This window comes from Capsulimonas sp. (assembly GCF_039929585.1).
GTDB lineage: Bacteria > Armatimonadota > Armatimonadia > Armatimonadales > Capsulimonadaceae > Capsulimonas.
Window position 1 is genome coordinate 1 of the sequence record NZ_JBDSQY010000279.1, and the last position, 22,494, is coordinate 22,494.

At 59.0% G+C, this 22,494-nt stretch carries 23 protein-coding genes; 13 read left to right on the forward strand and 10 right to left on the reverse strand.

Annotation, left to right across the window (positions count from 1 at the left end):
• Nucleotides 1–66: 66 nt before the first annotated feature.
• On the reverse strand, nt 67–855 hold the full coding sequence (locus ABIZ35_RS20925) for a prepilin-type N-terminal cleavage/methylation domain-containing protein (protein WP_348221869.1): 789 nt from the start codon (nt 853–855) through the stop codon (nt 67–69).
• Nucleotides 856–1,202: 347 nt separating this feature from the next.
• Nucleotides 1,203–1,832, reverse strand: coding sequence for an SMI1/KNR4 family protein (locus tag ABIZ35_RS20930; RefSeq protein ID WP_348221870.1), 630 nt, complete (start codon nt 1,830–1,832; stop codon nt 1,203–1,205).
• Nucleotides 1,833–1,918: 86 nt separating this feature from the next.
• Here ABIZ35_RS20930 and ABIZ35_RS20935 point away from each other — a divergent pair, with 86 nt between their 5' ends.
• Nucleotides 1,919–2,395 (forward strand): HAD domain-containing protein, encoded by a 477-nt coding sequence (locus ABIZ35_RS20935; RefSeq protein WP_348221871.1) that lies wholly within the window; start codon nt 1,919–1,921, stop codon nt 2,393–2,395.
• Nucleotides 2,396–2,446: 51 nt separating this feature from the next.
• Here ABIZ35_RS20935 and ABIZ35_RS20940 read toward each other — a convergent pair whose 3' ends face one another.
• On the reverse strand, nt 2,447–2,887 hold the full coding sequence (locus tag ABIZ35_RS20940; protein ID WP_348221872.1) for a hypothetical protein: 441 nt from the start codon (nt 2,885–2,887) through the stop codon (nt 2,447–2,449).
• Between the two features lie 14 nt (nt 2,888–2,901).
• A complete protein-coding gene (gene lexA / locus ABIZ35_RS20945; RefSeq protein WP_348221873.1) occupies nt 2,902–3,561 on the reverse strand; it encodes a transcriptional repressor LexA in 660 nt (219 codons plus the stop codon).
• Nucleotides 3,562–3,777: 216 nt separating this feature from the next.
• On the opposite strand from lexA, the gene ABIZ35_RS20950 reads away from it, so the two are divergent.
• From ABIZ35_RS20950 to ABIZ35_RS20960, 3 genes are all read left to right on the forward strand, one after another.
• The gene (locus tag ABIZ35_RS20950; RefSeq protein ID WP_348221874.1) at nt 3,778–4,995 is read left to right on the forward strand and encodes a class I SAM-dependent methyltransferase; all 1,218 of its coding nucleotides are present in this window, start codon (nt 3,778–3,780) and stop codon (nt 4,993–4,995) included.
• A 362-nt stretch (nt 4,996–5,357) separates the two neighbouring features.
• Nucleotides 5,358–5,708 (forward strand): hypothetical protein, encoded by a 351-nt coding sequence (locus tag ABIZ35_RS20955; protein WP_348221875.1) that lies wholly within the window; start codon nt 5,358–5,360, stop codon nt 5,706–5,708.
• Nucleotides 5,709–6,150: 442 nt separating this feature from the next.
• On the forward strand, nt 6,151–7,440 hold the full coding sequence (locus tag ABIZ35_RS20960; protein WP_348221876.1) for an MFS transporter: 1,290 nt from the start codon (nt 6,151–6,153) through the stop codon (nt 7,438–7,440).
• A gap of 21 nt (nt 7,441–7,461) precedes the next feature.
• On the opposite strand, the gene ABIZ35_RS20965 is transcribed toward ABIZ35_RS20960, so the two are convergent.
• From ABIZ35_RS20965 to galE, 6 genes are all read right to left on the reverse strand, one after another.
• Complete coding sequence (locus tag ABIZ35_RS20965) at nt 7,462–7,989, reverse strand: hypothetical protein (protein WP_348221877.1); 528 nt, start codon at nt 7,987–7,989, stop codon at nt 7,462–7,464.
• A gap of 135 nt (nt 7,990–8,124) precedes the next feature.
• On the reverse strand, nt 8,125–9,219 hold the full coding sequence (locus ABIZ35_RS20970; RefSeq protein WP_348221878.1) for a shikimate kinase: 1,095 nt from the start codon (nt 9,217–9,219) through the stop codon (nt 8,125–8,127).
• 59 nt (nt 9,220–9,278) lie between these two features.
• The gene (locus ABIZ35_RS20975; protein WP_348221879.1) at nt 9,279–9,572 is read right to left on the reverse strand and encodes a hypothetical protein; all 294 of its coding nucleotides are present in this window, start codon (nt 9,570–9,572) and stop codon (nt 9,279–9,281) included.
• Between the two features lie 39 nt (nt 9,573–9,611).
• Nucleotides 9,612–10,697, reverse strand: coding sequence for a calcium/proton exchanger (gene cax, locus ABIZ35_RS20980; protein ID WP_348221880.1), 1,086 nt, complete (start codon nt 10,695–10,697; stop codon nt 9,612–9,614).
• A 36-nt stretch (nt 10,698–10,733) separates the two neighbouring features.
• A complete protein-coding gene (corA, locus tag ABIZ35_RS20985; protein WP_348221881.1) occupies nt 10,734–11,804 on the reverse strand; it encodes a magnesium/cobalt transporter CorA in 1,071 nt (356 codons plus the stop codon).
• A gap of 49 nt (nt 11,805–11,853) precedes the next feature.
• A complete protein-coding gene (gene galE / locus ABIZ35_RS20990) occupies nt 11,854–12,855 on the reverse strand; it encodes a UDP-glucose 4-epimerase GalE (protein WP_348221882.1) in 1,002 nt (333 codons plus the stop codon).
• A gap of 189 nt (nt 12,856–13,044) precedes the next feature.
• On the opposite strand from galE, the gene ABIZ35_RS20995 reads away from it, so the two are divergent.
• The 9 genes from ABIZ35_RS20995 to ABIZ35_RS21035 all read left to right on the forward strand — a co-directional run bounded on the left by ABIZ35_RS20995 (nt 13,045) and on the right by ABIZ35_RS21035 (nt 22,481).
• On the forward strand, nt 13,045–13,875 hold the full coding sequence (locus ABIZ35_RS20995; RefSeq protein ID WP_348221883.1) for a hypothetical protein: 831 nt from the start codon (nt 13,045–13,047) through the stop codon (nt 13,873–13,875).
• Between the two features lie 15 nt (nt 13,876–13,890).
• Nucleotides 13,891–14,121: a hypothetical protein gene (locus ABIZ35_RS21000; RefSeq protein WP_348221884.1), complete on the forward strand. Its 231-nt coding sequence runs from the start codon at nt 13,891–13,893 to the stop codon at nt 14,119–14,121.
• Between the two features lie 115 nt (nt 14,122–14,236).
• On the forward strand, nt 14,237–15,091 hold the full coding sequence (locus tag ABIZ35_RS21005; RefSeq protein WP_348221885.1) for a hypothetical protein: 855 nt from the start codon (nt 14,237–14,239) through the stop codon (nt 15,089–15,091).
• A gap of 361 nt (nt 15,092–15,452) precedes the next feature.
• Complete coding sequence (locus ABIZ35_RS21010) at nt 15,453–16,181, forward strand: sugar transferase (RefSeq protein ID WP_348221886.1); 729 nt, start codon at nt 15,453–15,455, stop codon at nt 16,179–16,181.
• Between the two features lie 62 nt (nt 16,182–16,243).
• The gene (locus tag ABIZ35_RS21015; protein WP_348221887.1) at nt 16,244–17,815 is read left to right on the forward strand and encodes a hypothetical protein; all 1,572 of its coding nucleotides are present in this window, start codon (nt 16,244–16,246) and stop codon (nt 17,813–17,815) included.
• Nucleotides 17,816–17,883: 68 nt separating this feature from the next.
• Entirely contained in the window at nt 17,884–18,699 is an 816-nt protein-coding gene (locus ABIZ35_RS21020) for a CpsD/CapB family tyrosine-protein kinase (RefSeq protein WP_348221888.1), read from the forward strand.
• A gap of 7 nt (nt 18,700–18,706) precedes the next feature.
• Nucleotides 18,707–20,026: a glycosyltransferase family 2 protein gene (locus ABIZ35_RS21025; RefSeq protein ID WP_348221889.1), complete on the forward strand. Its 1,320-nt coding sequence runs from the start codon at nt 18,707–18,709 to the stop codon at nt 20,024–20,026.
• The gene (locus tag ABIZ35_RS21030; RefSeq protein ID WP_348221890.1) at nt 20,023–20,157 is read left to right on the forward strand and encodes a hypothetical protein; all 135 of its coding nucleotides are present in this window, start codon (nt 20,023–20,025) and stop codon (nt 20,155–20,157) included. The genes ABIZ35_RS21025 and ABIZ35_RS21030 overlap by 4 nt, the downstream gene beginning before the upstream one ends.
• Before the next feature lie 23 nt (nt 20,158–20,180).
• Complete coding sequence (locus ABIZ35_RS21035) at nt 20,181–22,481, forward strand: glycoside hydrolase family 44 protein (RefSeq protein WP_348221891.1); 2,301 nt, start codon at nt 20,181–20,183, stop codon at nt 22,479–22,481.
• The last annotated feature ends 13 nt before the right edge of the window (nt 22,482–22,494 follow it).

Here is a 22,494-nt window from a genome sequence, read left to right on the forward strand (position 1 = left end):
GCAGAGGACGATGAGAAAGATGCCGGCGGCGGTGTAGTGCCGCCAGTCCATCGGTCGGCGCGCCATCTAAACCCCCTGGCCGCTCCAGAGCGCCTCATTGGAAAGGGCGCCGATGCTCATGGACTTCACATGACCGTCGGCGAAGGCGACATTCGCCTTGCCCTGGTGGCGCGGCATGACGTAGCCGAACGACAGGCTGGTCAGCGGTGTCGAACCTGCCCACTTCTGCGGCGGGTTGATCAGGAAGTAACCCAGCGTCAGCTGCGTCTGGCCGGGGGAGGGCGCCCAGGTGGTGTCGGCGAGAAGAATGGTATTGCTGGGCGCCTGGACGACCGCCAGGGAGACGCCACGGCTGTAGGATGTGCTGGCGGCGTCGCTCATGACGGCGACGGTGGCTCCGCCCGAATCTTGGGTGGAGGGAGCAAGGTAGCGCCAGTTATATCCATAGGATGGGAAGAGGCCCCAGTAGTAGCCATAGTTGGGATCGTTGGTGTCGCGATAGGTGCTGTACGTTCCCGTGTCCGAAGCCGAGCGGTAGAGCGCCATGGACTTGACATAGGGCAGTGTGAGCCATGGCCAGCGGTAGGCGCCGAGGTTGTCGGGGTGCGTGACGCCCGGCGCGCCGGAGTAGGAGGCCGGCGGGAATATCTCATCGGCGTCCTGCGCGTACATCTGGAATACGAGGGAAATTTGACGCAGGTTGGACTGCGAACTGGTCTGCCGGGCTTTGTCGCGGGCCTGGGCGAAGACGGGAAAGAGTATCGATGCGAGAATCGCGATAATGGCTATCACGACGAGCAATTCGATCAAAGTAAAGCCGGCCCGTACGCGGGCGGCGGAAGGTATTCGTGACAATGTGATCTCCTTATCTGAACGATCCCATGCGCGGCGTCGCGTCTCGGGCCGGCGTGACACGCCTCATGAATGAGGCGTTTTGGGCAGGCAAGAATAAGCCGGCGCCACGACGCCGCGCATGGGTTGTACAGGAGGAGGGGTTTGGGGTACGATACCTCTGGCAGAGGGTGAGATCGTATCACATCCCGCTCCGCGCCCCCGGACGCCTGCAAGCGTCTGGGGGCGCATTTTCCTAATCGGACGAGTGCGGAGGTGAATCTCCGACTAACTCTGTCGGAGATTAGGATAGCACATAACAATTTCGCCTGTCAAGGACATTGCGCACGAAATTTGTGCTTGCGCGCACTTTATTCTTCCTCGTCTTCTTCTTCCGCTTCGTCGTCGCCTTCCAAATCCACATCCAGCGTTCCGAGGCTATAGGCGCGGTAGAACAGCTGACGGCCTTCGATCCAGTCTTCGAGCCAGCGCTGCAGCGACGCCGCTTCCAGCCAGCACGCTTCGGGAATCCGCCCCGCCTTCTCATAATGCCATTCGGACGGAACGCGGGTGAGCACATCCACCTTGGGCATATTGGCGTCGAGTCGAACGACGGGCAAGTCCGCTTTCATACAGTCGACGGCCGAGAGGATGCCGCTGCCCCAGTCGACGATCGGGAGCAGCCCGTCGGGCCAGTTGGTCGGCCGACGGTCCTTGCCCGGCTCGCGCCGCGCTTTGTACTGATCCGCGAGCGTATCGGTTTCGAGAAGGATGGAGAAGAGGCCGTGACCGGGGCCGAAGCCGCCCGCGCCGACTTCCTTGTAAAGCCGCTGCAGGAAAGAAGGCAGCAGGAAGCCAAGCTGCACGGTTGCTGCGGAGACCTCCGCCTCCGTGGCGGGCGGCGCGGCGACTTTGCCGGGCGCGCGTCCGTCATCGGTCGCTCGGCTGTCGTCCTGCGCCCGCTCGCGTATTTGTTCAATCAATGTGTCGATGTCTGTCATACTCTGTCCTTTGAAAAGTTCTCTCGGATTCCTTGTTCGCGATTCATCCCGCCCACTCCTGCACCGAACGGCGCTGGGATCCAACTATGAAACTGATATTTCTCGATATCGACGGTGTTTTGAACGACCGAACGTTCCACGAAGCCGCCCAAAGCAGCACGATCAAGCCCGAATGCGTTGCCCACTTCAACCATCTCATCCATGAAACAGGCGCCGTCGTGGTGCTCACCAGCTCCTGGCGTTATCTTACCATGGAAGACGGTCCCGAGTACCCCGCCCTGATGACCCTCGCCGGCCTGCGCTACTTGCTGCGCACGCACGGAGTCACGTCGAAGCTGCAAATCATCGGGCATACGGAGCGGGATTGCGTGGAGCATGGGGGCAAGAATCGGGGTCAGCAGATCGCACATTACTTGGAGACTTGCGAGGATGTGGAGGCGTATGTGGTTCTGGACGACAACGCTTTCGATATCGCCGAGTGCGGTCATCCCTTCGTACAAACCGATGGGCGTGTGGGATTAACGGTGGCCGACGCTGACCGGGCGATCAGCTTGCTTCGTTAATCGTCTCACGGTGCGCGAAGATCGTGCGATATAATTCTGTGCTTTGGCGAATTAATAGCTCTCTTCGCAGTTGACGAACCAGACGTTATAGCCTGCGTTGATCATGGGGCACACCGTTCGCGTGAGATACCAACTGTAGTCTGTGAAATTGCCGCAAAGTGTATGGGAGATAATCCCACCAATATAAACGTGAATGGTTTGGCTGTCATCGCGTGCATCATTATGGAAGCCGAAATCGATGGGAAGCGTGCTTTCATCTTCCCATTGCAGGGAGATCGAGACGTCTGCTCCCGCTGTCGTTTGCTCCTCTAGTAAATGGGCGATATCGGGCCACATGACGAGAGGAGCCGGCTCCTGATCCCAAACGTCCCCAATTTGATAGCAAACTTGGTCTTCAAACCATCGCCATCCTGCGTCAAGCAGAATGGCGATAGTTTGTTCAATGGGAGGCGGAGGATTGACGCCGATATTAATGCTTGATTGTTTACCCAAAGAGGACTCGCACTTTATCCTACATATCCCCGCAGCAGGCCGACGACTTTGCCGATGATGGCGGCGTCGTCGGATTTGCGCAGGGGGATGGGGGCGTAGTTGGGGTTCTGGGCCTGCAATTCGATTCGGTTGCCGTGGCGGCGGAAGCGTTTGACGGTGGCGTCCTCGCCGATGCGGGCGGCGACGATGTCGCCGTTTTCGGTGGTGATCTGTGGCTGGATGATCACGAGATCGCCGGGCAGAATGTGCGCGCCGGTCATGCTTTCGCCTTGGACGCGCAGCAGGAAGCACTCTTGGTGAGAGGCTTTCAAAAGCTGCAAGGGGACAGGGATGATGTCTTCAATATTCTGGGTAGCAAGCAGGGGCGTACCGGCGGCGATGGCGCCGATTAGGGGCAGACGGACCATGCCGCTGACTTCGTCGGCGGAGCGTTCGGAGACGCGCGCCAGGATGCGGATTCCGCGGGAGGTGCGCGGGCCGTTCTTGCTGGAAAGGCGCTCGATGAAGCCCTTTTTGTGCAGCGCGTCGAGGTGAATCGTGACGCCGCGCAGGGAGCCGATGCTCAGTCCCAGCTGCATCTCGCGTATGGTGGGCGGGTATCCTTTTTCTTCCACGAATGCGACGATGAAGTTGAAAACTTCCTGCTGTCGATCCGTCAATCCTTTAGCCATCATTGTCCTTGCTATCGCCGCGTTGGGCGGCTCTCGAAAACGGGGCGTATTGACCGCCCGTCGCGTTGCGTCGGTGCGCCGGAAGGCGGCGTCTACTGTTTGCTTTCGAGCATATGTTTGTATTGCTGCCCCGATTATACCCGAATTTTTTCCACGCGCTGGCGGCTTGCTTAGGCTTCATGCGCGATGTCAAGCTCCGTGCTACAATAGACTCTTCTTATGGAACTTCTCACCGCACGATATTTACTGACCGAACCGGGACGCCTGCTGCTGGCCGAAGCAAGCGTATTACTGGCCGCGAAGGCCGAGCCGGTGGTGGCGCTGACACGCCTGCGCAAGTCCGCCTCGCCGGAGATCGCGGCAGCGGCGTGGGAGATGGCGGCGTCGCGCCGCAAAGGCGTGCGTAAGTTCGGGGAATCAGCTGCCGGTATGTACTTTATCGGCGAAGCTCTGGAGCAGGCGTCGAGCGCCGGCGCGGCCGCATATCACGCCGCACGCTTTGCATCTGTCGGAATAATATCCCTCACTGACCTCTGTGGCGGCGTCGGCGGCGACGCCATCGCCTTCGCCCGCGCCGGGCTGCAAGTCACCGTCGTGGAGCGCGATCCCGCCCGCGCATTATTCGCCGCCGAGAACGCACGGGCGCTGGACTTGGATTCGAAGATCGCCGTCCATTGCGCCGACGCCATTGACTTCCCAGTAACCACCGAAGCCGTCTGGTTCGACCCCGCCCGCCGTGTGGACAAACGCCGCGTCGTCTCCCCCGAAGACTACTCGCCGCCGCTCTCCCTCGTCAACGATCTGCGCGATCGAGGGATCGAGCACATCGGCGTCAAACTCGCGCCAGGCATCGATCACTCCGTCGCGGAGCAAATGGACGCGGGGCTAGAGTTTCTCTCCGACGAAGGCGAGTGCAAAGAATCCCTCTTCTGGACGGGGCGCCTGCGTGCTCCCGAGGCCGTACGCGCTACCGTGCTCCGTCCGGACGGCGTGCAAGCGCTCGCGGGAGCGCCCGACGAAGACACCGATTTCATCCCCCCCGCGCCGTCCGACGAAGGCGGCTATCTCTACGAACCAGACCCTGCCGTGATCCGCGCGCATCTGATCCGAACCCTGGCGCACGATTTGAACGCCGCGCCCGTCGATCCGCAGATCGCCTATCTCATCGCCCCCGAGCTTTTCCCGACGCCCTTCGCAACGGCATATGAGATCGTGGAGCGCTTTGCCTACCACTTCAAGGTCCTGCAGAAAGCATTGAACGCGCGCGGCGTCGGCCGCGTCGTCGTCAAGAAGCGCGGCGTGCCGCACGATCCCGAAGCCGTGATCAAACAGCTCAAGCTCAAGGGATCGGACGAAATGACGGTTGTGCTGACGCGCATGGGCGACAAGCAAATCGCCATACTTTGTCGGCGGATAAACGAGGACAAATCCAAATGAGCGATCCGAATGACGTAAGTCTGCCTTCCCCGATCAATCCGAAAAAGATCTCGCGACAGCAGAGAAACCTTCTCGCCGCAGGAATTTGGTCGCTTCGATTGTTTCTGTTGAGCGTGTTGGTTGTAGTGGCGCCCATATTTCTCCATGGTCTTGGCGATAACGCTTACTTCTACATATCTTCGAGCGCTGTCTGCGCTGTACTGGGTTTCGTGTATGGCTGGAAAGGCGCAGACTCTTGGCCAGGGAAAGTGGGCCTCTTGGGCTCGTGCCTAATATTGGTTGTTGTCATCGTTCCATCTCTGTACTTCATGTCCGTGTTAGGCGGCAACGGTCTGCATGGAGATTAGAAAGAGAAAAGCGAAATGAGTGATGCGAATAACGTTTGGCCGCCGCCGCCATCGATTTCTCCAGAGCCGATTCCGTCTCCGCCCGACAAGCCGAAGGCAGGTATTGCCGCGCTCCGCTGTTTTGCCACGAGCGTGGTTCTGGTAATCGTCTGGGTCTTATTCTGCATCGCCGGCATAGGAGATATTGTGACCCATGTCATTTGGCTAATTGCGGAAGCGTCACTGTCATTTGCAGGCGTTGCTCATGGAATGCGTGGGGTTCGATCTTGGCAGGGAAAATGCGGGCTTTTTGGCTCCATGCTCATGGCGATCATGGTTGTTTCCATCGTGGTGGCTGGAATCGACGCCATCAACAAAGCCGATTGATAAGGGATGAACCATATGAAGGATTCAGAGGATGTGGGGCCGCCGCCGCCCACAGCGCTTGAGGAGCCTTCTCCTTCCCACTCCGAAAAACAGCAGGCGGGCGTATACGCGCTTCGTTGTTTTCTTACGAGCGTCGTTCTGACTATGGTGTGCGCCGTATTTCTTGCGTTGAGTTTTGCCTTCACAATGGCGTTAAACCCTGTTGCTATCGGGGGCTTTTGGCTCATTGGGGAACTTATATTGACATTTGTCGGGATCAAATTGGGGCTGCGTGGAATACAATCCTGGCAGGGCAAGTGTGGACTCTGCGGCTCAATCCTAATGGGAGCGCTCCTCGTTTTCGTGTTTAAGCGTCTTGCCGCGATAAACGCTTCGTAATCGATAATTTGGATTATTAACACCTTGAGTGTGCCTGTTTTACTTACGGAAAGATATTTCGGAGATGAGTGACGTCCAGGTTCTCGGCGCTTCGCGCGGAGACCGTATTTATAACTTTTTCTCCTGCGTGATCGACTCGATTGGCTGGCCGCTGGGGATGGCGTTCTTTTCGAACACTATCATCCTGCCGGTCTTTCTGGCGCATCTGGGCGCGTCGGATCTGCTCGTCGGCTGCGTTCCCGCGCTGATGAACTTGCTGATCACGCTGCCGGGATTTTTGGTCGTGCCGTATCTGAGCCGCCGTCGGCGGGTGCGGGGGTTTTTGTTTTGGATCGCTCTGCTGGAGCGCTTCGCCCTGCTGCCCCTGGCGCCGCTGACTCTGATCCTCGGCGTGTCGCATCCACAGTGGATGATTGCCGCGCTCTTCGGCTGCTTGACGGTTCATGCGACCATGATGGGATTGAACCAGCCGGCCTACTGGATGGCCGTGGGTAAGACGATCCCGAGCCATTGGCGCGGGCGGCTGTACGGCGTCGCGGGCGGGATCGGGGGCGTGCTCAGCATTGGGGTGGAGCGTCTGCTGAGCCATCTGCTTTCGGGTCCGAACGGGGGATTTCCCGGGGGATACAGCAAGGGATTTTTGATCGGGTTCCTGATCCTGACATTTACCGTGCTCCCGCTGGGGCTGCTGCGCGAGCCGGACAGCCCGGTCGTCGTGGACAAAAGCGCGCATCCGCCGTTCGCCGGCGAGCTTAAGCGCGTCCTGCAGGGAAACCATAGTTTCCGGCAATACCTCTACGCCCAAACGGCCTTTCAGCTTGCGGCGGGCGTCACGCCGTTCTACATCCTCTACGCCCAGCGCGACATTGGCGCCAACACCGCCGCCATTGCCGCGTTCACCGGCGTGATGATCTGTGTGACGGCCTTCGGCGGCCTGGGGTGGGGCGCCTGGGCGGATCGCGCGGGCAACAAAGTCGTCCTGCTGTCGGCCTCCGTCTGCGCGGTCCTGGCGCCTATCGCCGCATTGATCGCGCACGCCCCGGTCGAGTTCTACGCCGTCTTCGTGCTGCTCGCCCTGCTGGCGGCGGCGAGCAACATCGCCGCCGCCAATATCGTGATGGAGTTCGCCAGCGAAGCGCACGAGATCGGCCTCTACATGAGCATCGCCAACGTCGTCACCGCCCTCCCGCGCACCGTCGCCACCCTCCTTGGCGGCGCCGTCGCCTCCTTCACCCACGGCTACCGTGTCGGCTTCGCGCTCTCCGCCGTGCTTGCTTTGGTGAGTTTACTTTTGACGCTTCGTGTGACGGAGCCACGCATCAAAGTCGAGCGGCCGCTGCCGCCGGGGCCATAATTTTTCGTTAAGCCCTTTTTTCTACCACCTTCGCAGTCGCCGTGGCGGCGACGCCGGCAGAAACGAACCCCCAAATCCGAGAAGTGCGCCGAAAAGAATAGACGTGAGTGCGCTGAGATGCGCCACATGGCGAATTGTGTCTGGGTGTATTTTGCCGAGAGGCAAATACATAACGATGAGAACACCCGCCAGCATGTATAAGGCGACTCGGGCTGCTTTTAAATAGGGGCCAAAAGGACCGTATGCCCACCGCGACGGCTGCCGGTCTTGAGCGGGTATCCAAGGATCGCCGTCCAACCGGGCGCGCTCCTCAATGCCGGCTCGGTAGGCGATCCGGGCGGCGAAGTCGTGCTCCGTCTCCCCAGCCATCCGTGGCTGACTGTTTTGCGGCGATGGCAGGCTTTGCAGCATCCGCGACGCTTCTGTGTGCATGGGGTCCAGTTCGAGCGCCTTTTTCAAGAGCGTTCGCGCACGGTATGTGTCCATGCGGATGATCGCGAGGTGGGCTTTCTCGATCAAAAGATCGACGGAATCTTGGATGTCGGACATGGGGCGGTCGCCTTTAATTGCCTTTGGGAGTTTGCTCAATACTTAGTGAGACAGGGCAGGGCTAATAAAGTTGCAGGCTCTGGTTTGTCAGTGTAATCGGTGTTGGGAAATGTAATTAGAGCTGATCCGTGAATTTTAGCTTTGAGTGATCATTGCTATGATATCATCACAAGTCTGCGCCGGCGTTCTGCCCTCCGTCACGATGATGTGCGTTGCCGGCGCCTCCGGCGACTTTAGGAAGAACAAATTCCCATCCATGCCATCGACTTGAATAGAGTCGCGCGCTTCAAGAATTTGGAGTGATTCGTTGTGGTCATCGCTTGGCCGGAGCAGCACGACGTTGGGGATGGGGGCCAGGGCAGTCTGCACGCGCGCGAGCAAATCAGCGTTGTCGTAAACGGAATGGCCGGCGCCGAAATCGATCACGGCGTTCGGGTAGTCGGCCAGGACGCGTTCGACGGCGTGCGCTTCGAACGGCTTCCAGTAGCGCAGTACGCCCGCCATTCCCTCCGCCTTCGCCGCCTCACGCTGCGCTTCGATGGTCCAGCCAATCTCCTTGTAGTAATTCCATCGAATCTCGTCCAGCCCGATCCGCGTGCGGTTAAGCGCTCTGGCGAGCAGGCGCGCCTGGGTCGATTTTCCCGCACTCATCGGACCAATGAATACGATCGTTCCGGGAACGGAATCGAGCAGAAGTATTATCTCCTCGTGTGTCTCTTGCGGAGTGCGCCCCTTCGTATAGACAGTATGCTTGGCGAGTATGGAGTTTGCGGGATGGCGCAGGAAATAGAGGTTCATATCGACGCCGTCGAGCAATGCCGTCCAGCGTTCTTTGAGGATTTGGAAACTGCGGCTGGGGTCCGTGGTCGGAGCCAGCATCACGACGTGCGAAAATTGGGAGAGCGCCGTTCGAACGCGCCCGAAAAGGTCGGCGTCATTTGGGTCGGGATACCATCGCGACACTTCGATCACCGCTGGTTCAGAATCCGAAAGCGCGTATTCTAAAGCCTCGACGCCCAAAGGCAAAAGGTATTGATACCAGGCCGTGACGCCTCCCATCGCGGATGCTTTATTGGCGAGCTCGTTGTCAAATGAAGCGTGCTCCCGCGCCAGATCGATGATATCGAGCCTGAGAAAGGGGATTCCGAGCGATGCCGCGACCAATGGGCCGACCGTGCTTTTACCGGATTTGGACGGACCGATCAGAACCAGCGTGTCGCTTTGAGCCATGCGGCGCTCCTCTGTATACACTCCCTTGGGCGCTTGTCACCTCTGGGAGAGCTCTCGTGTTATTCTAAATCGTCAATAACAAATTTCTGTCCCAGACCATTGACGTGCCAAAACAGATAATATAGCAGATCCTTGAAGACGGCTCTATCTCCACAATCGGACAAATAGAGACCCCAGTCTCTAACCTTCATGTACGCATCCGGCATCTTGCTGAAGTCTTGATTATCATCGCTGCGGTATTCGTAATACTTGAACTGCTCTTCGTAACGTGCAAAATGTGGGGCGTCGCGCAGTACTTCATCAATCGGCTTTCGTGACCCAAGCACAAACTCCACTCGGTATTCGAGGCTCATATCTTGTCTTTCTGCGCTGCTTGCCTAAGCTCGCTGCGCCTACCCCGGCAGGAAGTAGAAGGCGAGGGCGATGACGACGTAGGCGGCGAGGAGCTGGGCGCCTTCGAGCCAGTGGCATTTGCCGTCGGTGGCGATGAAGGCGACGATGATGGCGCTGAGGCCGATGACGGCGAGTTCGGCCATGTTGAAGATGAATGTCATCGGGTGGCCGAGCATCAGGCTGACGAAGACGAGCACGGGGGCGACGAACATGGCGATCTGAATAGAGGAGCCGATCGCGATGTTGATCGTGATGTCCATCTTGTTCTTCAGAGCCATCCAAATCGCGGTGGAGTGCTCGGCCGCGTTGCCGATGATCGCGACGATGATGATGCCGATAAAGACATCGTTGACGCCCATGGACTTGGCCGCGCCTTCGACGCTCTTAACGAGGAACTCACTCTCGATGGCGACGAGCACGGTGGCGATCCCCAGCACGAGAAAGGCCAGCTTCTTGGACCACTGCGGCGGCTCTTCGTGCTCGGGCTCGATACTCCGGAAGATCTTTTCGTGCGTTTTGAGCGAGAAGAAGAGGGACGCGAGATAGGTGAGCAGCATGACGGCGGCGACGGCTAGCGACAGATTTTCAATGTCGTTGTTGCCGGCGCTGTTGCGCTGGTGGTAGTGGGAGGCGATGATTGCCGGGACCGCCAGCGAGAGGGTGGCCAGCAGCAGGTTGATCGCGTGCGATTCGGCCTGGTCCTGGTTGAACTTCTGGACCTTGTGCTTGAGGCCGCCGGCTAGGATGCTCGCGCCCAGAACCAGCAGAATGTTGCCGATGATCGAGCCGACGATCGATGCCTTCACGAGCTCGATCAGGCCTTCGCGGATCGCGAAGATCCCGATGATTAGCTCCGTCGCGTTGCCGAAAGTCGCGTTTAATAGGCCGCCCATGGCGCTGCCCAGCCGTTTCGCCAGCTCCTCCGTCGCGTGCCCCATGAGGCCCGCGAGCGGAACAATGGCGAGCGCCGCCGTGGCGAACACTATCATGGGACTCACGCCGTGCAGGAAATGCAGGACGATACTGATCGGCAGGAAAACGAGCAGGGAGTTAACCCCTTTGAAAAATGAGAGGAGGGAGCGCATGGGCGTATTCTACCTTATTCCGCCAACGGGACAGGTTCAGAGCCACTTGCGCTTGCGGAAATAAATGAACTCGCCGATGGTGATTGCGACGAGCAGCGCCCACACGTAAGCATAGCCATAATGCCAGTGAAGTTCGGGCATGTGCTCGAAGTTCATGCCGTAGATGCCGCTGACGGTGGCCCAGCTCATCATAATGATGGAGATACTCGTGAGGACCTTGACGATCTCGTTGAGACGATTGGAGGCGACGGCCAGATGCGCGTCCAGAGTACCCGAAAGCAGATCGCGATAGGTATCGATCGTTTCGACAATGCGGATGGTGTGGTCGAAGACGTCTTGATAGTAGGCGTAGAGAGCGCGGGCGCGGTCCGCGCGGCGCTGCTCGCCGGCGCGCTCCGGGTCCTGCATCGCTTCGACATGGCGCAGCATGGTGTTGATGGCGTCGCGCATCGGAGCGACATAACGCCGCATTTCCAGAAGCTCGCGCCGCACCCCCAGCAGCGTTTTGAGCGGCTTGCGCTGCTCCTCCGCAGTCACATTGCGGTTCGCGAGGTCGACTTCCTCGTCGGCGGGCTTGAGGACGAGTTCTTCCAGTAAGTCGATCCGTTCGTCGAAGGCGTCCAGGGTGGGGTAGTAGTCATCGACCAGAGAGTCGAGGATCAGATAAAGGAAGGCGTAGGGACCATGGTCCTGCATCTCCCGGCTTGCCTCCCAGCGCTGCCGGGCGGTCGTCACGGCGGGCGAGGGGCCGTCATGAACGGTGACGCAGAAGTTCTGGCCCGTGAAGGTGTTGACCTCGGCGCCGCGCTCCAGGCAAGGGCAGTTCAGATCCTGGCGATCCTTTCCCGGACGCAGCTCGTGCATGACGACAAAGGTGTATCCCTCATAGTCCACCACCTTGGCGCGCTGATCTTTCTGGCGCAGATCGTCCATGGCGAGCTGATGGAACTGGAACTCCTCGATGAGAAGCTGGTAATCCTCTTTCGAAGGGCTTTCCAAATCCAGCCACACCATCCCGTTCGGGTTTTCCAGAGCATCGCTGATCCGCGCTGGGTCCAAAGTCAGGGGCGGCTTTCCCGGCTCGGCGAAGTGTTCGATTTTGATCATGGGGAAAATTTTGCCCGCCGTCCATGCAATGGACGGCGGGCTTTTCGAACTATTCCGAAGCGTATCCCTTGGGATGCTTCTCGAACCACTCGTACGCCGTGCGCATGATGGTTTCAATGTCGCCGTATTGCGGCTTCCATCCCAGCTCTTTTTCGATCTTGGCGCTGGAGGCGACCAGCTCGGCCGGGTCGCCGGGGCGGCGCGGGGCTTCGGTGGCGGTGAAGTTGACGCCTGTGACCTTCCGTCCCGTCTCGATCACCTGACGCACTGAGTAACCCTTGCCGTTGCCCAGGTTATAAGCCGTCGAGTCCGCGCCGTTCTTCAGGGCTTCCAGGCCCAGGATGTGCGCGTGGCCGAGGTCGGTGACGTGGATGTAATCGCGGACACCGGTGCCGTCATGGGTGGGGTAATCGGTCCCAAAGATCTTGATGTCGGGGCGGCGGCCCAGGGCCGCGAAGAGGGTCAGCGGGATCATGTGCGTTTCCGGCGTGTGATCCTCGCCCAGCTCGCCGTCCGGGTCGGCGCCGGCGGCGCAGAAGTAGCGAAGGGCGACGCTCTTGATGCCGAAGGCGACATCGTACCAGTGCAGGATGTACTCGGCGTCCAGCTTCGTCTGGCCGTACGGATTGGTCGGCTTCTGGGGATGGTCCTCGTCGATCGGGACATACTGGGTTTCGCCAAAGGTCGCGGCCGACGACGAAAACAGCACATGCTTGACGCCCTGGCTATTAATGGCGTCGAGCAGCGTGAGTGTCTTGACGATATTATTCTGATAATACTTGACGGGATCGCCCACGCTCTCCGGCACGGACGCATACGCGGCGAAGTGGATCATGGAGTCGACACCATACTTCTTGACCGTGTCCGCCACCAACTGCCCGTCGCCGATATCGCCCTGGACGAACTTCGCGCCCGGAAGGTACTTCAAGACTTCTTTGTGCCCCAGCTCCAGGCTGTCGTAGATGACGACGTCGTAGCCCTTCTGAAGCAGCAATTTCGATGTGTGGCTGCCGATATACCCGGCGCCGCCGGTCACTAATACGGATCCCATAAGCTTGCTCGCCGCCCCTGCGCCTAAGGCGCAGCAGACAGCTTGTCTCCTCAGTTTGATGAATTTGCACGATCTTACTAGAGAAGGGATTATACCTGCTCGGGCGGCGGCGGCGCAAATGGGGATTTAAGTCAAAATCTCATATGGCAGGAGCTGGTACACTCTTATTAAGAGGTAGACAAACCAACTATGAAAACAGAAGCTCGTCTTAGCGTTTTTGACACGGGGGATATTTCACCAGATGCATACAACCATATCTCTGAGACCTTCCCGCAATATATTCGCTATTCCACCCTGGATTTCGAACTGCCCTTCGAGCATCCAGATTTACAAAGAGCGCTTCGGATGCTAGAGGAGGCTGGAGCAACGCCGGTTGGAAGTTTGTATCCCAGAAGCGGCGAAAAATTCAGGCTCTATATCACAAGAACATATGAGGACGCCGATTTGGATGCGGCGCGTTTTCTGATTCCCAGGCATCTCTACGACGTCACCTTCAAAGTAGATATGCAGGGGAAGCCGGTAATGCTCGTCGATGCTGCTTTTTGGCGCAAACCTGGCAATGATTACGCTGGCGCGAATGTTAACAACATTCTGGTGTCTGAGACCGTGACCGAAAAGATTCACGACCTAGGAATGCTTGGTATTGAAATGCATCCCGTGATTGTTAAGGGCGGACCGCGTCTGGGCGTTAAAAAATATTGGCGTCTTACCAGCGATATTGTAATGCCGCCGCTCTCTCCGTCCATGATTATGCTGGATGAAAATGGCGAGCCATACAATGGTGACCCAGCAAGAGAATGCTACCTTCGCGATAGCCGCTCATTGCCGGGGGCCATGATTGCCGATGCTGAGTTTCACTACCGTAAGGAGGATGTGGAGGGCATGGATTTTGACTTGGCTTACACTCAGGAAAAACTCTTTAGCAGGAGCGTGCCTTATCCAGTGGTGAGCCAGAAGTTCTACCAGATGGCGAAGTCTTTGAACTTGGCGATTGCCTGGAAGCCGGTGCGGCTAGACTGAGAGGGGAGCAAGATTATGGCGAACACTGAAACACCGTCCTTAGATGAAATACATGAAGTGCTGGATCAGTTGGGAGTTCCGTACACCGATGAGCAAGTCAGCATTATTCTAACGAAATGGGGATCTCAGCTTACTCAATTCGGCCTTCGCCAAGGCTCGCGCAGGAGCGATATGATTACCGCCATTTTTCTAGATCAGTTGGATGTGCCGACAGAAGCTGAAGATGAGAGCGATCTCTATGATTAGGTTCTTTGCTTGGCGCCCATACTCGTAAGGGCTACAAAGATATGGGGCATATTGCAATGAAATGGCTACATGTTAATAAGCAAATGCCACTGCCGACAAATTGGGTGGGAGCATTATGAAGACCTTCATTAAGATTCATACCGGGCGTGACGAAGTTGGCGATGTTCTCTTCGAGAGATTATGTAAAATCTATCCGCCTGGACAAAAAAGGAACGGCTTTTCCATTGAGGGCGATTCAACATCTGAAGATTCGCAAGCGGTTTTAGCATGTCTATCATTGGAGGGGTGGAAACCAATCAATCCTTTGGCTTATGTTCCAAGATCATTCTGGATGGGAGTTACGCACGTTTTCGATGACCACGATTTAGCCCAAGCGCAGTATTTAGTTCTTACTCCGGAAATCTATTGCGATGGCGGGCGAACCAAGGAAGGAATGGTGATATTGGTGAGTAACCCTTCGGGCGCCGATAACGCTTTGCCGCCCGGGGAAGAGTTTGTGTCGGCCGGCGGGGCAGGCATCGCGGTGTCGGAGAGGGTGCGGCGATTGATGGAGATCGGTGCTTTTGGGCACGTGGTGTTTAAAGAACTGCTTCTGACGGAAACCTTTGGACCCGATCCACGGATTGTCAAGCCGTTCTGGCAGATGACCAGCGATTTTATTATGCCTTCGTTGTCGCCGCAGAAGTGTGTGCTGCTGGATGAGAGCAATAAGCCGTACGATGGAGACCCCGCAAAGCCCTACTACCTGTGGGGTGGCGTGGAAGTCCCCGATGTTCTTGTGAAACCTGTGGACATTTACTACAAGGCGTCGGACATTGCCGCATTGGAGCCTTTTGATCTTGCCCTGACGCGGGAACGGATCGGCGGTTATGGTCTCCCGCTCCACATAATTTCACAGCGATTTTACCAGTTTTGCGTGTCGAAGGGGCTAAAAGTGAACTGCCGGCCCGTATTTATAGACAGTGATTAAGGCATTTGGGAGCCTTTTCGGAGGCTCTCTTATGTGGCCACTCCGCATTACCGAGTAAGCATATTATTGCTAGGAAAGTCTATGTAATGAACCCGTCAATTGATTGCGTTCCGCATCTTTTTGTGTGAATGCTTGCCCGCTTCTCCCAATATTCCCAAATTTGCGATATAATAGAATCTCCTTGATGGCCCGCTGCATTTGGCGACGCCCTAAAGACTTTCGTGAATTTTGTCACAATAGAAAGGGGAATTGTCGCCTCGTCGCCATCTCCCGGAGGCAGTTGGCACGGAATATGCAGTACAGGATGTGCTGTGAGGCGCAGGCGAATGCGCTCGATTTCCGTAAGCGAGTCGATGAAATTATGAATACACCAAGTTATGGCGGAACCGATCTGGAGCTGCCGACCAACTTCCCAGCCGCGCCCGAGGGGACTGCGGGGAAGTCGGGCGGAGAGGTCGTTGTGCTGGGCGTGGCCGCGCCGCGCAGTCAGACGACGCAAAAAACGCAGCGTGTGCTTGATATCTTCTTTTGTGTCTTGATGCTGCTGTTTTTTCTTCCGGTATTCGTCATCATCGCCGCTCTTATCAAACTTGACAGCCCCGGCCCGATCCTCTTTACCCAGCCCCGCGTGGGCAAAGATGGGGTCGAGTTTCCCTTTTACAAGTTCCGCTCCATGGTTCCCAACGCCGAGGCGCTGCGAAATGAGCTGGAAAAGCAAAATGAGCGGAACGGTCCGGTGTTCAAAATGCGTAATGACCCTCGGGTCACCCGCGTGGGACGCGTCCTGCGCCGCTATTCGCTCGATGAACTGCCGCAATTCTTCAACGTTCTCAAAGGCGACATGAGCCTGATCGGCCCCCGGCCGGCTCTGCCTCGCGAGGTTGCCCTCTACACGCCGCGCCAAGCGCAGCGGCTCGCCGTCATTCCCGGCGTCACCGGCCTCTGGCAAGTCTCCGGACGCGCCAACATCTCGTTTGAGCGCAGCGTCGAGCTCGATCTTCACTATATTCAGCATCAATCGATCGGTCTGAACCTGCACATTCTGCTGAAAACCATCCCCGCCGTCCTCTCGGGTGACGGCGCCCACTAAGCAATTAAAGCCGTCTTCCTGAACTACCATATTCTTGTCAGGGGACGCCCAAGGAGTACTCGATGTCCCATAGGAATCCGGTGGCGCTGCGTATCGCGGATTCGTTTTTCCGTCACCGCTGGCTGTTCCTGGTCTCGGTCCTGATCGTCGTCGGCGTCACCGTCGCCGCGATCACCACCAAGTCGAACACCTACACGGCGACCGCACTCACTCAGGTGAGCGTGGATCGTGTCGCGGTCGCGCTGGGCGAAAAGAAGAGCAATAGCTGGACTTCGCTCGCTCAGGAAAACGTCAACCACTTCCAGGATCTTACCAACGATGACCTCCCGGGAGGCTTCTTGGATAACGCGCTGAAAGAAGCGCATCTGGCCACGCCCATCAGCCTGGAGCCTGCGAAGGCCGATCCCCGCTACGCCGCGCTTCGAAAGAACCTCAGCTCTTCGCCGCAGAGCGACAGCACCTTCGCCATCACGCTGGTTTGGGACAATCCCACTGAATCCGAAAAGATCGTCCAGGCCCTGCAAAATCGCTATGCGGAAGAAGTCGGCTTGGACAAAGCCGCGCAATCGATCAAGGCCGGACAGTTCCTGGATGTCCAGATCGCACAGTACAAAGCTCAGATGGAGCGTGCGGAAGAAGCCGTCATCAAGTATCGCAGCGGCGACCCGGCGCACCTCCCGGATATTCAGAACTCCGATATCAGCCAGCTCGCCAGCCTGATGGCTCAGCGCGACAACGTAAAGATCGCCCAGCAGGACAGCGCCCTGCGCGTCGGCGCCCTGGAAGCCCGGCTGAAGCAGATTAAGCCCACCAGCGTCATCGAGCGCACCAGCGCCGAATCGCCGCTGCTGCAAAAGCTCAACGACGCCAAGGTCGAGCGCGATAGACAGCTCGCGGATTACTACCCGAACCATCCTAAGGTTCAGCAGGCCAACGCGGTGATTGCGAGCCTGCAAAGTCAATGGGATGCGAAGCTGCGCAACCATACTCCGGAAACTCGGGGCATCATCGGCGAGAAGACGCAAGATAATCCCGAGTATATCAACATCAATCAGCAGCTGACCGACGCGCGCATCACCGGAGAAACGCAGTCGTCCCAGCTGGGAAATCTGAACAAAACGATCGCGATGTACAGCGCTCGCGTGCAGAGAACGCCGGGCATCCAGCGGATCTTGAACGCCTACACGCGTGACTACAGCCTGCTGCACGATCAGTACGAAAAGCTGCGCATGAAACGCGAGAACGTCCGCATTGACGGCGACCTCACCCGGATTTCCGCGCGCTCCACCATTACGCCGCTGGGCTATATCAACGCACAGCCGACCATGGGGAAAGTCAAGAAGCTGACGATGCTCGTTGGCGGCATCGTGCTTGGTCTGATCATCGGCGGCCTGCTCCTGGTGCTGAGCGAGTGGGCTGACCGCTCCCTGCGCTATCCGGAAGACGTCGAGCGCCTGCTGGGCGTCCCCGTCCTGGCTCTGCTGCCGGATAGCTCCGATCTCAATTTGCCCTCCGTCGGCGGCGCCGGTCCCGCAGGACGGCGCATCGCGGGAGAAACGGGCGGCGCGAAGGGCGCGCTCGGCGCTTCCGGAGCCGCTCCCTCCCCGGCCATGACGTCGAGGGCGGACAGTTAGTCGCCGCCTTCCGAAGATCCGCGCTCTGCGCGATCGGACATCCGCGCCCAGCGCGAGAGGACTGAGATATGAGTACGATGAAACCGGGCTCGGGACAGGAAATTTCCGTGGGGAATTGGCAACGCCGGCTGCTTAATGAAGACGATGTGGCGGCCCTGAGCCGCCTGGAGCCCGAAACCTCGCCGACCCTGTCGGCGCCGATCGAACTGCGCGTCGAGCGCACTCCCATGGAGTTTTCGCATCTTTATGCGTCTCTGGAGCGCCAGGTCTCCGGCATTGGCGACATCACGCTGATCACGGACGATGCGATGGGCGCTGAGCGTCCCTACGTGCTGGGTGTCTGCAGCGCCGTTCGCGGCGAAGGCAAGACGACCACGGCCCTCCATCTGGCGATGACCATCAGTCGCGACACGTTCAAGAAAGTCTGCCTCATCGACCTGAGCATGAATGAGGACGACTTGGGCTCCCGCCTCGGCGTCTCCGCCGGCTCCGGACTGGTGGACGCGCTGGAAGACTCCGGCAGTGTTGTGCCGACCCTGCAGCTCTCGGGCTGCGATAATCTGGTGGTGATCCCGGCAGGTCGGGTTCCGCGCAACGCCTCCAAGCTCGCGCGTTCGCCGCGTGTCGCGAAGATGCTGATCTCCGCTCGCCATTCGTTCGATGTCGTCATCGTGGATATGCCCGCAGTCTCGTCGGACAACGCCCTGCCGCTTTCCCGGCACGTCGACGGTCTGATGATTGTCACCCGCGCGGGAGCGACCCCGTCCGACGTTGTTGCGAGCGCCATCGATACCCTCGGCCGCGATAAGGTCGTCGGCGTCGTCCTCAACCGCACTCGTTCCTATGTGCCCCAATGGCTGCGTAAGCGGCTGACAAAGGTCTGATTTCGTGATGCAACTCCTCGTCTCCATTGTCCTCGGAATCGCCGGCGCCGTTGCGACCGGGAGCGTTCTCTATCTCCTGATTCTGCTCGCGGCGGCGTCGGCGGCAAGGTTCAGCCGATCCGCGGACCGCGACGGGCATCTTTTGGAGAATGCGGAACCCCCGACCCTGCGTTTCGCCGTCATCATCCCCGCGCATAACGAGGAGATGGTGATCGCGGCGACCTTAGATAGTCTCCAGCGCCAATCCTATCCCAAAGATCTTTTTCAAGTCGTCGTCATCGCTGACAACTGCACCGATCCGACGGCCCAGATCGCGCGCGATTTGGGCGCGACGGTGATGGAGCGCACGAACCTGGAAGAGCGCGGCAAGGGCTATGCGCTGGACTGGGCTTTTGCCTCTCTGCTCGCCGACAAGTCCGGCGCCGACGCCTTTGTGATCGTCGACGCGGACACCTGGGTTGCGCCCGATTTCCTGGAAGTGATGGCCGGCCGCATCGTCCTAGATTCGGACCCGCAAGGCTTGTGCGCTCTGCAGGGCCGCTACGGCGCCCTGAATGTGGACGAGGGCTGGCGCGCCGCCCTCATGGCGGGGGCGCTGGATCTCTTCAACCACGTCAAGCCGCTCGGCCGGGAATGGCTGGGGCTGGGCGTCGGCCTGAAGGGCAATGGCATGGCGTTCAGCCGCCAGCTGCTGGAAACGGCGCACTGGCGGGGCGACAGCGTCACCGAGGATATCGACTACGGTCTGGATTTAATTCGTCATCACAACGTTCTTGTGGGCTATGTTCCCACCGCCAAAGTTATGGCGCAAATGCCCACCACGGCCGACCAGGCGGCGTCTCAGCGGGAGCGATGGGAAGGCGGCCGGTACGCCCTGCTGCGCGAGAAGGCGTTTCCGCTGCTGGCCGAAGGGCTTCGAAAGCGCAGTCTGGCGCTGTGCGACGCCGCGATCGACCTGATGATCCTGCCCCTCGCGGAGCTGGGGGCGCTGATCGTTTTTTGGGGAGCGCTGGTTGCTGGGGCGATCCTCCTCCATTTGCTGCCGCATCCTAAGGCGTGGGCGCTGATCGCGGCGCTGAACTTCCTGGGGCTTCTGGCTTATATTTTGATCGGCTTGAAGGTCGCCGACGCGCCGAAGGCCGCCTTCGCCGCACTTGGGAAAGCGCCTGCTTACGCGATTTGGAAGCTTTGCCTTTATGCGCTGAAGCCGTTTCGAAAGCGCGGCGCCGGCGCGGCGGCCGGAGAGTGGGTGCGCACTGAGCGCGCACCGATAGCGCCGGCGGGGTCTGCCGCCGGCGGTTCATCCTTGGAGAACAAGTCCGAGTGAACATCGTTCTGCCCATCATATTTTTTGCGGTCTTTCTCGGTCTCACGACGGATAAGATCACGCCGCGCCACTGGCTGGCGATGATTGTTTGGATCTGCGCCGTTGTGGGCTGGTACTATATCCGGCATTAAGCTTGGGGCCGAAACGGGGAATCGTGAAAAAGAGAGCTCGGATCGCGTATGCCCTGGGAGCCATTCTGCTGGCGGGCGGCGTATACGGCGTGCGCCATCGTCACCAAATCCGTGAGACCCTGCGCGATTGGTATCACCAATACAAAGATTCCAAGACGCAGGCTGTTCTTGCCGCTTACGAAGTCCGCGAGCGCGCCGATGAACCGCTGGTAATCTATGACGACGGGCTGAAGAACGGCTGGCAAGACTGGTCGTGGATGAAGCGCGATCTTCATTCGACGCAGAACGTTTACAGCGGCGCATCGGCGATCCTGCTGGAGCCCAAGCCCTGGAAAGGGCTGTACTTGCAGCACAGCGCGATTGGTCTGCTCGGATACGGGACCGTGGAGCTTTACGTTCACGGAAACGCGCCTCTGGATCTCTGCATCGTGGACGGACGCAGCAAGTTCGGCAAAAAACTGCCGCTGGAGAAGTACTGCCAGCCGGCGGGGAACGGCTGGAGCGTGGCGCGAATTCCGATGCGCGATTTCGACCTTCCGGCGCATGGCGCGCGTATGAGCGGCCTGGTGATACAGGCGCGCGGCGAGGAGATCCCGCCGCTGTCCGTGGATCAGATTTCGCTGCTGCCGGATCTGTCTCTGCCACCAGCGCCTACGGAGGCGACCGTCGCCGCAACCGTGGACTTGACCGCTGACCATCATCCGATTTCGCCGATGATCTACGGAATGGCCTTCGCTTCGCCCGCGTATCTGTCGGACCTGCGCCTGGGGATCAATCGCTGGGGCGGCAACGACAAGAGCCGATACAACTGGGCGCAGGGAAATGCGGTCAATGCGGCGCGGGACTGGGGCTGGCGCAACCGGTGGGCGACCGGTGATAAGAGCCTTATCGGGCCGTCCTCGGCGGCGGACGCTTTTATCAAAGCCAATTTGGCCGCCTCGACGCAAACGATGCTCACGGTGCCGACGATCGGCTGGGTCGCGGCGGACAGCAATACGTCGCATTATTCGCTGAATGTCCCGAAGGCCGGAGGCTCGCCGCTCCAGGAGGGCTTTGCGGATGGACCGATCGCGGGGTACGATCCGGCGGGAAACCGCCAACTGACAAGCGTTCCCTCGAAGGCGCGCAAGGGCGCGCCCTTCGCCGACCCTCCATCCGCGGTGGGGCCGGTCTTCCAGGACGAATGGATTTCGCATCTGAAGCGCACGTTCGGCGACGCGTCTCATAGCGGCGTGCGGTACTATGCGATGGACAACGAGCCCGACCTCTGGGACGCCACGCATACCGACGTGCATCCGGCGCGCATGGGCTACGACGACATCGTCAAGAATTTTACGGAGTACGCGGACGCTGTCAAGGATGTCGATCCGGCGGCTCAGATCACCGGGCCGGTTTCCTGGGGATGGACGGGGTATCAATACTCACCACTCGACCGGGGGGATGACAACTTTCACACCCATGCGGACCGTAATGCGCATGGCGACCAGCCGTTCCTGCCATGGTTTTTGAAGCAAGTGCGCGCGCACGATCAGCAGACCGGCCGCCGGTCGCTGGATGTCCTCGACATCCATTACTACCCGCAAGGCAGCGGCCTGTACATGGGCGGCGGTACGGACAAGGATACTCGGGCGCGTCGGCTTCGGTCCGTACGCTCGCTGTGGGATCCGACTTATACCGATGAATCCTGGATCGCGGAAAAGATCACGCTGATCCCCCGGATGAAGCAGTGGGCGGCGGAGAATTATCCGGGGACGAAGATCGGGCTGACGGAATGGAACTTCGGCTCCGCGCAGACGATCAACGGAGGGCTGGCGGTTACCGACGCGCTGGGGGTATTTGGGCGCGAAGGTCTGGATATGGCCTGTTACTGGGCCTATCCCACGGACCAATCGGCCGGATATCTGGCGTTCAAACTGTATCGCAATCCGGATGGTTTCGGTCACGGATTTGGCGACATGTCCGTTCGGGCCGCAAGCGCCAACGGCGACCAGATGTCCGTGTACGCCGCCATTGACAGCGCGACGGGCGACGCAACCGTGATGCTGGTCAACAAGATGCCCAAAGCGACGGTGACGGCGCCGGTCCAGTTCGCTGGGCTGGCTTCCGGGACGCACACGATGCGCCGATGGCGGGTCATCCCGCTTCCAAAGCCGCCGCCGCCCGGCCCGGGCGCTACGGGAGCAGAACTCTGGGCGTACCGTCATCAGCCGGACCCGGTGGCGTTGGAAACGCTGCCGTCTCAAATCATTCCGGGCGGACGCTGTCAGGTGACGCTGCCGCCGTATTCGAGCCTGCTGCTGCGCGTTTCGCGCGGCGCGAAGTGACGCCGATTTAAAC

What these genes read in the sequence shown, in the direction of transcription:
- ABIZ35_RS20930 (WP_348221870.1), bottom strand. Translation starts at nt 1,832, where the DNA reads ATGACAGACATCGACACATTGATTGAACAAATACGCGAGCGGGCGCAG.
- ABIZ35_RS20935 (WP_348221871.1), top strand. Translation starts at nt 1,919, where the DNA reads ATGAAACTGATATTTCTCGATATCGACGGTGTTTTGAACGACCGAACG.
- lexA (WP_348221873.1), bottom strand. Translation starts at nt 3,561, where the DNA reads ATGATGGCTAAAGGATTGACGGATCGACAGCAGGAAGTTTTCAACTTC.
- ABIZ35_RS20950 (WP_348221874.1), top strand. Translation starts at nt 3,778, where the DNA reads ATGGAACTTCTCACCGCACGATATTTACTGACCGAACCGGGACGCCTG.
- ABIZ35_RS20955 (WP_348221875.1), top strand. Translation starts at nt 5,358, where the DNA reads ATGAGTGATGCGAATAACGTTTGGCCGCCGCCGCCATCGATTTCTCCA.
- ABIZ35_RS20960 (WP_348221876.1), top strand. Translation starts at nt 6,151, where the DNA reads ATGAGTGACGTCCAGGTTCTCGGCGCTTCGCGCGGAGACCGTATTTAT.
- ABIZ35_RS20965 (WP_348221877.1), bottom strand. Translation starts at nt 7,989, where the DNA reads ATGTCCGACATCCAAGATTCCGTCGATCTTTTGATCGAGAAAGCCCAC.
- ABIZ35_RS20970 (WP_348221878.1), bottom strand. Translation starts at nt 9,219, where the DNA reads ATGGCTCAAAGCGACACGCTGGTTCTGATCGGTCCGTCCAAATCCGGT.
- ABIZ35_RS20975 (WP_348221879.1), bottom strand. Translation starts at nt 9,572, where the DNA reads ATGAGCCTCGAATACCGAGTGGAGTTTGTGCTTGGGTCACGAAAGCCG.
- cax (WP_348221880.1), bottom strand. Translation starts at nt 10,697, where the DNA reads ATGCGCTCCCTCCTCTCATTTTTCAAAGGGGTTAACTCCCTGCTCGTT.
- corA (WP_348221881.1), bottom strand. Translation starts at nt 11,804, where the DNA reads ATGATCAAAATCGAACACTTCGCCGAGCCGGGAAAGCCGCCCCTGACT.
- galE (WP_348221882.1), bottom strand. Translation starts at nt 12,855, where the DNA reads ATGGGATCCGTATTAGTGACCGGCGGCGCCGGGTATATCGGCAGCCAC.
- ABIZ35_RS20995 (WP_348221883.1), top strand. Translation starts at nt 13,045, where the DNA reads ATGAAAACAGAAGCTCGTCTTAGCGTTTTTGACACGGGGGATATTTCA.
- ABIZ35_RS21000 (WP_348221884.1), top strand. Translation starts at nt 13,891, where the DNA reads ATGGCGAACACTGAAACACCGTCCTTAGATGAAATACATGAAGTGCTG.
- ABIZ35_RS21005 (WP_348221885.1), top strand. Translation starts at nt 14,237, where the DNA reads ATGAAGACCTTCATTAAGATTCATACCGGGCGTGACGAAGTTGGCGAT.
- ABIZ35_RS21010 (WP_348221886.1), top strand. Translation starts at nt 15,453, where the DNA reads ATGAATACACCAAGTTATGGCGGAACCGATCTGGAGCTGCCGACCAAC.
- ABIZ35_RS21015 (WP_348221887.1), top strand. Translation starts at nt 16,244, where the DNA reads ATGTCCCATAGGAATCCGGTGGCGCTGCGTATCGCGGATTCGTTTTTC.
- ABIZ35_RS21020 (WP_348221888.1), top strand. Translation starts at nt 17,884, where the DNA reads ATGAGTACGATGAAACCGGGCTCGGGACAGGAAATTTCCGTGGGGAAT.
- ABIZ35_RS21025 (WP_348221889.1), top strand. Translation starts at nt 18,707, where the DNA reads ATGCAACTCCTCGTCTCCATTGTCCTCGGAATCGCCGGCGCCGTTGCG.